This window comes from Clostridium sp. RTP31139st1_H3_RTP31139_211217 (genome assembly GCF_040227035.1).
GTDB lineage: Bacteria > Bacillota > Clostridia > Clostridiales > Clostridiaceae > Clostridium > Clostridium saudiense.
In genome coordinates, this window is the sequence record NZ_JBCOAB010000023.1 from 22422 (window position 1) to 34330 (window position 11909).

Genomic DNA, 11909 nt, shown 5'->3' on the forward strand with positions numbered 1-11909 from the left:
TTATAATTTATTAATTATAATATTTATTAAGCAAGGTTAGCTATAATACATTTACTCACATAGGGGTCTGTTATATCAAAATGTTGTTAACAACATTTTGATATAACAGACCTCTATACTAATTAATCATTATACTATTGACTAGATAATCTATGGATTGTATAATAATGACTCGTCCCTATAAAATAGTTTTTAAGAATAACATACCACAAATAAACTATTATTAAAATAATAATAGTTTAAATCGAAAAATTATCCACAGGCACTAGAAAACAATTCACACAAAATCATTTCTATATGTGGATTATTAAAATTTTATACTATTCTCTTATATTTTTCAAAATTTATCCACACCAATGTTATTTTTATCCACATATTTAATCCCATATTTGTTAATATTGTTCTTATTTTTGGAATTAATCCAATATTTTATAACTACATGTATATTCTTTAAATATATCATTATAAATAACGCATTTCTAAATTATAATTATACCGATATAACCTTTGCTTTTATGTTATTCCATGATGAATATGTATTAATTTCTGCTTTTATATTAATATCAATGTTAGACGTTTTTATAAAAAAACTATCTTTTCTATCTTCACTATTATTTTTATATTCAAAAACTCTCCAACTCAAATAATGATCTAAATACTTACTGGCTACCCCTTTAAATTTGCTAAGCCATTTTTTAACTTTAATAGAGTACATAATATCCATCCTTGAAATATTTTCATTATCCAACTTTCTCTTATTAATTTCATTAAACGCTTTAGAAAATAATTTAAGTCTAGAATCTGTATATCCAACTACATAAGCATGCTTATCTAATCTAGGTATGAGATTATCTCTTATTTCATAAAATCCAAAAAAAGATCTTCCAGCAATTATAGGAAGAACATCATTATAATTATTTAATGCATTTATAACTATAATTTTATCTCTTTTCTCACCATGATATTTTCTATCCCCCTTAAAATTTTCAAGTGTAACCATCTTTGTTAGCTCAACATATGAACCAATCTTTGCAATGTAATTTCGTTCTTTTAAATCATTTAAAAATCTATGTCTCCAGAAAAAAGATGTCACTATAGTTATATTCATTTTCTTTGCACACTCTCTTAAAGATAGCCCCTTAGTAATAAGATTGAAATATTCTTCCCAGTTATCCTTAAACTTTTTAGAACATCTAAATGGATTATTACTATCACCACTAAATGTTCTTCCACATTCATCGTTATTGCATTTATATCTTTGGATTCCCTTATAAAATCCAAACTTGATAATCTTATTACTATCACAATAAGGACATTTTTTATTATTGTTTTCGTTCCCCTTAATAACATTAAATTTGGAATTTATATTTGTTACACTTTCCGGAGCATTTTTTATTAAGATTTTATATCTCTCATACATAATTCATCACCATTTGTGATTATTACCTTCTATTTCTCTTAATAAACATAATCATTATAAATTTTTACTTTTTATATAATTCCAAAATTATAATTTATTTAATACGTAATCTTAGAATTCTCTATTAAATAAACTTGTATAATTTTTTATTGATAAATAAAGCTAGAAATAAAAACACCACTATGATTAATCTAAATCTCTAGTTAATCATAGTGGCACTTATCTTTATCTAATCTAATTCAGCTTTTCCTGTATATAATTGATAGTATCTTCCACCTTGTTCTAATAAAGAATCGTGGTCTCCTCTTTCAATTATTTCACCATGTTCAAGAACCATGATTGCTTTAGAATTCTTAATAGTAGAAAGTCTATGAGCAATTACGAAAACAGTTCTTCCTTCCATAAGCTTATCCATACCTTCTGCAATAAGTTTTTCTGTTCTAGTATCGATTGAACTTGTCGCTTCATCCATTATTAAAACTGGAGGATTAGCAATTGCAGCTCTGGCAATAGCAAGTAACTGTCTTTGTCCTTGTGATAATCCTTCACCATCACCAGTAATTACTGTATCATATCCATGTGGTAAATGCTTAATGAATGTATGAGCATTTGCAAGCTTAGCAGCTGCTTTAACTTCTTCATCAGTTGCATATAAATTACCATATCTGATATTATCAGCAATTGTTCCAGTAAATAGATGCGTATCTTGAAGAACTATTCCAAGTGATCTTCTTAAATCGTCCTTCTTAATATCCTTAATATCAATTCCATCATAAGTTATTGTTCCTGAATTGATTTCATAGAATCTATTTATTAAGTTAGTAATTGTTGTTTTACCTGCACCAGTTGAACCAACAAATGCAATTTTTTGACCTGGCTTAGCAAATAAACTTATATCTTTTAATACAGTTTTTTCTTCATTATATCTAAATACTACATTCTTGAATCTAACATCACCAGTAAGCTCTCTTAATATAGGTTCATCAGTTAATTCCACTGCTGTTTCTAATCTTGAATCTGATATATCATTAACACCAGAAACTGTTGCAGCCATTTCTAATGCTGATTCACCATATTCACTGTTATTCATCTTAGCAACAACTGAAGCTGGAATCTTCCAAGCCCAGTGTCCTGTATATTTTTCAGTTTCAACTAAAGTTCCATCTTCTTTAACTTCAACTCTAGTTAAAGTAACCTTACCATCATCAACTTCAACTTCTTCATCTAAAGCTGTAAATATTCTTTCAGCACCAGCAAGGGCTGCTAATATCATATTTACTTGTTGAGATACTTGTGCTATCGGATTTGAAACTTGTTTTGTATATTGTAAATATGACACTAATGACCCAATATCAAAACCACCTGCTATTGTCATTAAACCACCAATACAACAAGTTACAGCATAATTCATGTGAGAAAGATTACCTAGCATTGGCATCATGTATCCACCAAATGTTTGAGCTCCAGTTGAAGCAACTCTTAACTCTTCATTATGCTTCTTGAAATCTTCAATTGCTTCTTCTTCATGACAGAATACTTTAATAACTTTTTGTCCTTCTATCATTTCTTCAACGTAACCATTTAATTTACCAATATTCTTTTGTTGTAATCCAAAGTAATATTTACTCTTAGCACCAACTTTACTTATAACAAATATCATTACAGCTAAGAATGTTATTGTTATTAGTATTAACACTGGACTTAAAACTGCCATCATTACTATTGTTCCAATGAATGTAAGTCCTGAAGCTAAAATATTTGTTAAACTATTATTTAAAGCTTCACCAATATTATCTATATCATTAGTATATAAACTCATTAAGTCACCATGAGTATTTCTATCAAAGTACTTAATAGGTAATTCTTGCATCTTATTAAATAAATCTGTTCTTATATTACTAATAGTGTTCTGACCTATATGAACCATAATTCTTGAATATCCATAAGAGGCAAGGGCACCAATTCCAAATATAGTTCCTAGTAGTGCTAACATCTTAGCTAGTCCAGTAAAATCACCTGGTAATATATAATTATTTACTAATGGCTTTAAGAAATATGATCCTGCAACCATTGCAAATGAATTTATAACTATTAATATTATAACTAAAGCTAATAATGCTTTATATCTTCCAACATAATGCATTAAAGTTTTTATTGTTTTTCCTATATTCTTAGGCTTTTGAGGTCCTGGTTTTTTGCCACCTTTTCCAGGTGCACCGTGTGATCCTTGCCCTTGAGAATTATTGCTTTCTTGTCTTGGCATTTCATTCTTATTCTTACTCACGTAAACCCACCCCTTCCTGTTGAGATTTGTATACATCCTTATAAATTTCACTATTTTCCATTAACTCTTCATGAGTACCAATTGCACTTATCTTACCATCATCCATAACGATAATCTTATCTGCAGTAGCAACTGAGTTAACTCTTTGAGCAATTATAATCTTTGTTGTATCTTTTAAATCATTAGCAAATGCCGCTCTAATCTTTGCATCAGTAGCAGTATCAACAGCACTTGTACTATCATCTAAGATTAATACCTTAGGTTGCTTTAATATTGCTCTAGCTATACAAAGTCTTTGTTTTTGTCCACCAGATACATTAACTCCACCTTGTTCTAAGTGCATATCATATTTTCCTGGAAGTATATTAATAAATTCATCAGCACATGCAGATGTTGCTGCAGCTTCAATTTCAGCATCTGTAGCATTTTCATTACCCCACATAAGGTTTTCTTTAATAGTTCCAGAGAATAATGTATTCTTTTGAAGAACCATTGCAACTTCATTTCTTAAAGTTTCAATATGGTAGTCTTTAACATTAACTCCTCCAACATAAACCTCACCTTCAGTTGCATCATAAAGTCTTGGAATAAGTTGAACTAAGCTCGTCTTACCTGAACCTGTGCTACCAATAATACCAACTGTTTCACCAGATTTAATCTTAATGTTAATTCCTTCTAAGTTGTTTTCATCACTATCATCTTCATACTTAAAGTTAACATTTCTAAATTCAATTTCTCCACTCTTAACTTCAGTTATAGGTGAAGCTGGATCCTTAATATCTGATTCTTCTTCTAAAACTTCAATAATACGTGTTGCAGATGCAACTGATCTTGAAAGCATCATAAGAACCATAGAAAGCATCATAAGAGACATTAGTATTTGGAAAGAATAAGTCATGAAGCTTGTAAGCTTACCTACAGTTAATGTTCCTGCATGAACCATATTTCCACCAAACCAAAGAATACCTATAATACTAGCAAATACAACAGCTTGCATAATTGGCATGTTTAAAACAACTATACCAAAAGCACCTTCAGAAGCTTGTAATAATTCATCATTACTCTTCTTAAATTTCTCTTTTTCCTTATTACGTCTTACAAAAGATTTAACAACTCTAATCCCAATTAGATTTTCTTGTACAGTAGTATTTAAGTTATCAATCTTCTTTTGCATAGCTTCAAATCTTGGCTTAACATTTTTGATGATTAATCCAATTGAAATTATAAGAACTGGCATAGATACTAAGAAAATCATTGCTAGTTGTGGACTAATTGCAACAGATAAAATACATGCAACAATAAGCATCATAGGCGCTCTAACTAAGAGTTTAATACCCATTGTTAATGAATTTTGTATCATTGTAATATCAGTAGTCAGTCTTGTTATTAAAGATGCAGTACTGAACTTTTCAATATTCTTGAAAGAATAAGTTTGTATTTTTTCATACTCAGCTTGTCTAAGTTCTGCACCAAATCCTTGTCCTGCTATAGCTGAAAATTTTGATAATCCAATACCAAAACTTAAAGAAATAGCTGCCATTACAAGCATTAATAATCCCATTTTTATTGTATATCCTGTATCCCCAGTAGAAATCCCAACGTCTACTATTTGTGCCATTACTAATGGGATTAATAATTCAAAAGTAGCTTCTAATGCCGCACATAAAACACCTAATATTAATGGTGTCTTATATTTTTTCATATAAGGAGCTAATTTTTTAATCATATATTTCACCTCTTTATAATAATTTTTTAATTTTTATATAAACACTATCTGCCGATTTGTTATGCGATAACTTTTTTATTACATTAACTTAAAATCCGCATTGATGTTATTAACATTTGAAAATATAGCTATTTCTAAACATTATCAATAATTTAACAATACATAGTTAGCTATATATACACTTAAAAATAAGAGGATTTTACTCCTCCATATTCTTTAATGCTCTATATAATAAATCTTTAAACATTTTTACTTCTTCATCAGTCATTCCTTTAGATAGTTGCTTTTCAATATTGTTTGCACCAAACTTAAAGCTTTTACATATAACTTCTTTTCCTTTTTCAGTTACATGAAGACATTTATATCTAGCATCTTGTTCACTTGGAACCCTTGCTATCATTTCTTTTTCTTCTAGTCGTTTTACTATGCCTGTTACAGTAGGATTCGTTAATTTCAAACACTTTTCAATATCTTTTTGAAATACATCTCTTTGACTTTCGTTTCTATCTATAAAACATATAATCTCATGTTGTACTCCTGTTAAATTGAATTCCGCAAGGTTTTTATTAATTTTATTACTAATTTTCCCATTTAGAAATTTAATCATTAATCCAATATGTTCTTTAGGATCAAAGTTATGCATTTTTTTATCCTCCTCAATACATAGCATACTATGTATTCTATCATTGCTATTTTTTATAGTCAAGCTATTAAAACATATAAAAAGATTACAAATAAGCTTACTCATTGCAATGTAATTGATTACTACTATCATTTTTTCATTTTCAAAGAAATATAATACTTTTCTACACTTACTCACATATAAATCACTTTCTAACACTTATAACTGAAATTAAAATCTATTTCTTTTTTATGCTATAGTTCTTATATTTAACCCAAATTCTATATTCCATATTTACTTATTATTATATTTAGTAAAAAACTATATGAGTCTGTTATATCAAAATGTTGTTAACAACATTTTGATATAACAGACTCATATGCTAGATAATACTATATATAAAATTATAATAATAAAATAAAAAACTACCTTATAAATTCCTAAAGCATAAAAAATTTATTTCGTAGGATATTAGTTTTACTGACGTCACAAGGTTATCCGTAGATTCTGACTTTTTATAATTTTCTAAAAAATAAAAAAAGGCGGTTAAAATCTATAAAAATATAGATTTCCCCACCTTTTAACATTTTAAAATTATCATTAATTTTAAAAATATATTCGTTTAATAAAATTACTTTTCTACAACTTCCTTAACCTTAACAGGTTGTACAATTTCCTTGTTGATTCCAACAATTTTCATAATTTGTTCAGATCTTTCCTTAGTTGATCCCTTAATTACTGAATACTTAACATTTTCAGCATCTAAGAATCCTAAGATAGCCTTGTCTACCATTTGTGCAACTTCTTCATCTTGCCATCTAACTCCATCTTTCTTGTAACCAAATTCTCTTGGTACAAAGAAAATGTGATCATATTGTGGTAGATCTCTGATTGCTAAGCTATATAAATCATTTAAGATTTCAATTTCTTTCTTAGTTCTCGTTTTATCTCCAAGCATTAATCTTCCGTATATGTAAGGTACAAAAGTAGCATAGTCAGTTATTGCATAATCATGTGAATCTAAGCTCTTTTCTAAATGTAATTGACCTAAGTAAATTCCATATTGTTCTGAAATTGATTCAATCATTCCCTTATCTCTTAAATAATCAGTACTATATTCTGTAGCAACTCCTACATTTATATCTCTGATTTTTAAATCTACATATAATTGTTGAATTAATGTTGTTTTCCCACATCTTGGTCCACCTAGTATAGCAATTCTTACTGGCATCGGCAATTCCTCCAAATATTTATATAAAATTTCATTTTTTTATTCGTATCCTTGAGAAATTTAATTATACCATAACTATTATATTTTTCAACGACAATTTTTGCTATTTTATGATATCCCTACATATATATTATACTATTCTATAATTTATATGTAGGTAATTTTATAAATTGTGTTTTCATTTAGTGGACTTATAAAAATTACATTGGGTAACTTTTAATTACTTCAACATTTCCTTTTACAACATACTTTCCTAAATTAGCTGGAATTAAATAACTATCTCCCATTTTGATTTCTTCTGAGAAACCTTCACCTTCGATAGTTCCATTACCTTCAACACATGTCAAAATGAAGAACTTTTCTTCATTGCTACAATCAGCCCATTCACTTTCAACATTGATTTTCTTCATTCCAAAATACTTATTTTCACAAAAATCAACCTTTGAGAATCCATCAAATTTAACAACTTCGTTATTAGATAAATTTGCTGCTTCTAAATCAAAGTTAATTACATCAAGAGATTTTTCAACATGAATTTCTCTTGGTCTTCCATAATCATAAACTCTATATGTTACATCTGAATTTTGTTGAATTTCAGCAATTATTAATCCTTCACAAATAGCATGAACTAGTCCACTATTAATTAAGAAACAATCACCTTTTTTAACATCAACAACATTTAAGTAATCTTCACACTTTCCTTCTTCAATTGCTTTAGCAAATACAGCTTTATCACAGTTTTTTGTCCCAACGATCAATTTAGCTCCTGGCTTAGCTGCAACAACATACCAAGCTTCAGTTTTACCAAATTCATTTTCAACTCTCTTAGCATATTCATCACCTGGGTGTACTTGTACAGAAAGTTTTTCTCTTGAATTAATTAACTTAACTAATAAAGGGAATTTTTCTGTGCTAACCTTAGTACCAACTAATGAATGACCAAATTCTTCAATTATTTCAGTAAATGACTTTCCTTTTAATTCACCATTTGCAACTATTCCTGTTCCATTTGGATGACAAGCAATATCCCAGCTCTCACCAATATCACCTTGTGGTAAATTTGTTCTAAATTCTTCTAAATCTCTTCCGCCCCATATTTTATCATAATAAAGGTTCTCAAATCTTATTGGATACATCACTTTACTCTCCTTTTATATCAAAATTCCACTATAAACATTTTATTTTAAATTCATTCCTATTTTATCCTATAGCTATAATAAAAACAATTATATTTATTTATTATTAAGTGACTATTTTTCAGATTTTATTTGCTAACCTTTTCCTCATATATCCAAGTATATTTATTACCTGTCCATCAAATAATACTAATATGGTTAGGAATATATTTTCTTAGGCTATCGAAAATATAAACTGAATTCTTATCTTAAGATGGAGTTAAAACTTCATCTTGAAGTTAGAATTCATTATCTAATGGCTAACTGTTGTTATCTTCCAACTCAACAGGTGGAAGTGTTACATAAGCTAGCCATCAGATAAACTAAACCTTATCCAAATAAAATTCGAGGAGGGATAATCTTGAAGGATAAGTCTAACGTTTATTTGCCACACGTAAGAAGTTATTATGATCCTGCCAGCGAATCATTAGTAAATAATTCGTCAATAAAATCGGATACAGATACTTCAAAATCTGAAGCTGATCCAATTGTAGTTAATAATATCGCTTATAGCGAATTTGACTATATTGGCGATCTTTACGACGATTCTGATATCTAACTTATAAACTACTTGCCATTTAAGCTAGGTATTAATTAAAGGAGATATGTCATGGCTAAAACTAATGATAAGAAAAAAAGAATTAGAGGGATTACACCTTCTAGCAATACCGAACTTCCTAATCCTCTAAATAGTTTTAACAGTCCTCTTGGAAGCTTGAATAATAAGAGCAAAGAAACTATTCAACAACAAAACGGCAAACAAAACTCTTTGTTTTAGTTAGCACCTCAAAGTGAAAAGCAGGTACAAAATAATCTTACTATTTTGTACCTGCTTTTTTAAGTGATACTCTAAATCTTCGATTTAGTCAGTAGAACTTACTCCTGGGCTTTAGGATAATGAGTTTCATTTTTAACACTCTAAATTTTTAATTTAGTTAGCCAAAATCCCCATCCTAAGCCTGCCACTTGCTAAGTTTCTCATATGCCACTTCTTATTTTCCAGACCCTTTAATCTTATCACTTAGAAATTGTCACCGGTTCCAGTCCTATCACAACTTAAGGCTTTCTTTAATTCATCTAGAGGTACTGGCTTAGAGAAATAGTATCCTTGGAAATAATCACATCCTATTTCACTTAAAGTATTAAACTGTTCTTCAGTTTCAACACCTTCAATTACAGTTTTCATATCTAATAAATGAGCAATATTTTTTATATTATTAACTATCTTATAATCAATATTTTTTCCACCATCAATAAATATCTTATCAATTTTAAGAATATTTAAATTATACTTCTTTAAATAACTGAAAGATGCATAACCAGTTCCAAAATCATCAAGAGCAAGCTTAGCTCCAAAATTATCAAGTAAATGTATATTATCATAAACAATAATATTTTCTTCTAAAACTACAGATTCAGTAATTTCAAAGCAAATTTGTGATAAATCAACATTATACTTATTTGCAATCTCCTTAACATTTTCGGCAAAATAAAATTCCATAAGCTGAATCGGAGATACATTTATACTAATTTGAATATTCTCTTGGCCATTTTTAAATTCATTTAAATTCTTAAATACTTCTTCTATTATCCAATAACCTATCTTAACAATTTCTCCTGATTCCTCTGCATAAGGTATAAAATCCATTGGCGAAACAAATCCAAGTTCTTTATTGTTCCATCTAATAAGTGCTTCAACCTTTTTAACTATCTTATCTTCATTTACTATAGGTTGATAATATAAAACAAACTCATGATTATCAACTGCACTTTTAAGCTGTTCCTTAATATTTTCAATCTTAATTATATTACTATACATATCATCATTAAAGAATACAAGCTTTTGATTTTTGAAATTCTCCTTTGCAGAATACATCATAAAATCACTTTTATCAATTAAATCATTAAATGTTTCTGCATCCTTTGGATAAACAGCAACTCCTGCAGAAAATTCAACTATTATTTTAGTATTATTAAACTCTATAGGTTCATTGAATTCTGCAAGTAACTTTTCATTATAAAACTTCTGAAGCTCTTCATTTCCTTCATAAGAATGATAAATAATAATAAATTCATCCCCAGAATATCTCGTTACAATTCCTTTTTCGTCTAAAACTTTTTGTAATCTATCACTAAAACTAATTAATAATTCATCACCAGCACTATGTCCAAAAACATCATTGATATATTTAAACCTATTCAAATCAATAAATATAAGTGCAAATTCAGAATTACACTTAATCATTTCACTGCATAATAAATGTAACATTTTCCTGTTTGGCAATTTAGTCAATTCATCATAATAAATTAAAGTTTGAATTTTCTTATCAAAAGACTTACTTAAAGAATTTGAAATAAGCTCTAATTGTTTAAACTCATCAATATTTTCTAAATCAATATTATTTTTATCTAAATTACTTAATAACACCTTTAATTTATCTAAAGATTTAATAACTGGTCTAAATGCTACCTTAATCATACGAATTAAAGCTAGTACAAATATAAATCCAGCAAAAGAAAAGATTATAATTCTAATTCCATTAATCCTTTTCATTTCTTTATAATAGGCAATAGATTTTTTATTAAATTGAAAATAAATATCACTTTCATTGCCAATTGGATTATATAGTTTCTTCACATGACTGCTACTACTATTATCTATTTCTTTTATGATTCCATTTTTACTATAATATGTATTATCATCTAATTGAATATATGTATTAAGGTCCCCCATATAGAAATCTGATTCCAAACTATTAATTAAATCATCAAGATATACATCTAAAATAGCTGCGCCTAAAAATTCACCATCATTTGGAGAATAAATAAAATTTACTATTGAAAAAGACTTTTTTCCAGTATAAATATCATTATGAATATCTGTAATAATGCTATCCTGTTTATTATCTAAATACTCATCTTTCATCCATGATCTTTCCATTATATCATAGTCACTATTAAATCCTTGATTTCTAAATATGTATTTACTTGGTTTGCTAACTATATTTATGGTATGTAGAAATGTAAAATTTTCTAAATATGATTGGAAATTTTCTAACTCACTAATAACTTGTTTTTTTTCTTCAACACTTATATCACTAACTGTTCTATTATCTTCTAGAATTTCAACTATCTTATCACTAGTTGCAAGCTTGCCAACAACTTGTTTTAGTAACTCAATATCAGAGCGAATTTCTTTATCTACCGCTTCATAATGAGCAGTACAAGTAACTTCTATACTCTTTTTTAGCCCCAAATTCATTAAAACTCCATTAATAAATATTAATAGCGTTATAAATATGAATCCTATTGCTACCAATTTGAAATTCATCCTTTTTGTAAAGATCAATTTTTCACCTCATTAACTATTATTTGCATCCTAACTATTTAATTATATAATAACATATAATACTACAATTTTACATATTTTTTTCAATTTCATTTCCATAAT

Annotated in this window: 9 protein-coding genes; 2 read left to right on the plus strand and 7 right to left on the minus strand. The window is 27.9% G+C overall.

Annotated features, from left to right (window positions below):
- Positions 1 to 490 precede the first annotated feature (490 nt).
- The 6 genes from ABUA17_RS10810 to ABUA17_RS10835 form a co-directional block, all read right to left on the minus strand.
- The gene (locus tag ABUA17_RS10810; RefSeq protein ID WP_042400987.1) at positions 491 to 1420 is read right to left on the minus strand and encodes an IS1/IS1595 family N-terminal zinc-binding domain-containing protein; all 930 of its coding nucleotides are present in this window, start codon (positions 1418 to 1420) and stop codon (positions 491 to 493) included.
- 229 nt (positions 1421 to 1649) lie between these two features.
- Positions 1650 to 3683: an ABC transporter ATP-binding protein gene (locus tag ABUA17_RS10815; RefSeq protein ID WP_070098862.1), complete on the minus strand. Its 2034-nt coding sequence runs from the start codon at positions 3681 to 3683 to the stop codon at positions 1650 to 1652.
- A 13-nt stretch (positions 3684 to 3696) separates the two neighbouring features.
- Positions 3697 to 5430, minus strand: coding sequence for an ABC transporter ATP-binding protein (locus ABUA17_RS10820; protein ID WP_042400984.1), 1734 nt, complete (start codon positions 5428 to 5430; stop codon positions 3697 to 3699).
- A 199-nt stretch (positions 5431 to 5629) separates the two neighbouring features.
- Positions 5630 to 6073: a MarR family winged helix-turn-helix transcriptional regulator gene (locus tag ABUA17_RS10825; protein ID WP_042400980.1), complete on the minus strand. Its 444-nt coding sequence runs from the start codon at positions 6071 to 6073 to the stop codon at positions 5630 to 5632.
- A 610-nt stretch (positions 6074 to 6683) separates the two neighbouring features.
- Positions 6684 to 7283, minus strand: a complete 600-nt coding sequence (locus tag ABUA17_RS10830; protein WP_055277396.1) for an AAA family ATPase — start codon at positions 7281 to 7283, stop codon at positions 6684 to 6686.
- A gap of 200 nt (positions 7284 to 7483) precedes the next feature.
- Complete coding sequence (locus ABUA17_RS10835; RefSeq protein ID WP_195952730.1) at positions 7484 to 8419, minus strand: type I phosphomannose isomerase catalytic subunit; 936 nt, start codon at positions 8417 to 8419, stop codon at positions 7484 to 7486.
- Between the two features lie 424 nt (positions 8420 to 8843).
- Here ABUA17_RS10835 and ABUA17_RS10840 point away from each other — a divergent pair, with 424 nt between their 5' ends.
- Together ABUA17_RS10840 and ABUA17_RS10845 are read left to right on the plus strand one after the other, a co-directional pair.
- A complete protein-coding gene (locus ABUA17_RS10840; protein ID WP_242833267.1) occupies positions 8844 to 9017 on the plus strand; it encodes a hypothetical protein in 174 nt (57 codons plus the stop codon).
- A gap of 51 nt (positions 9018 to 9068) precedes the next feature.
- Entirely contained in the window at positions 9069 to 9236 is a 168-nt protein-coding gene (locus ABUA17_RS10845; protein ID WP_156327845.1) for a hypothetical protein, read from the plus strand.
- 243 nt (positions 9237 to 9479) lie between these two features.
- On the opposite strand, the gene ABUA17_RS10850 is transcribed toward ABUA17_RS10845, so the two are convergent.
- Positions 9480 to 11789, minus strand: coding sequence for a bifunctional diguanylate cyclase/phosphodiesterase (locus ABUA17_RS10850; RefSeq protein ID WP_288161215.1), 2310 nt, complete (start codon positions 11787 to 11789; stop codon positions 9480 to 9482).
- Positions 11790 to 11909: the final 120 nt, after the last annotated feature.

What these genes read in the sequence shown, in the direction of transcription:
- ABUA17_RS10845 (WP_156327845.1), top strand. Translation starts at nt 9,069, where the DNA reads ATGGCTAAAACTAATGATAAGAAAAAAAGAATTAGAGGGATTACACCT.
- ABUA17_RS10825 (WP_042400980.1), bottom strand. Translation starts at nt 6,073, where the DNA reads ATGCATAACTTTGATCCTAAAGAACATATTGGATTAATGATTAAATTT.
- ABUA17_RS10850 (WP_288161215.1), bottom strand. Translation starts at nt 11,789, where the DNA reads ATGAATTTCAAATTGGTAGCAATAGGATTCATATTTATAACGCTATTA.
- ABUA17_RS10830 (WP_055277396.1), bottom strand. Translation starts at nt 7,283, where the DNA reads ATGCCAGTAAGAATTGCTATACTAGGTGGACCAAGATGTGGGAAAACA.
- ABUA17_RS10835 (WP_195952730.1), bottom strand. Translation starts at nt 8,419, where the DNA reads ATGTATCCAATAAGATTTGAGAACCTTTATTATGATAAAATATGGGGC.
- ABUA17_RS10815 (WP_070098862.1), bottom strand. Translation starts at nt 3,683, where the DNA reads ATGCCAAGACAAGAAAGCAATAATTCTCAAGGGCAAGGATCACACGGT.
- ABUA17_RS10820 (WP_042400984.1), bottom strand. Translation starts at nt 5,430, where the DNA reads ATGATTAAAAAATTAGCTCCTTATATGAAAAAATATAAGACACCATTA.
- ABUA17_RS10810 (WP_042400987.1), bottom strand. Translation starts at nt 1,420, where the DNA reads ATGTATGAGAGATATAAAATCTTAATAAAAAATGCTCCGGAAAGTGTA.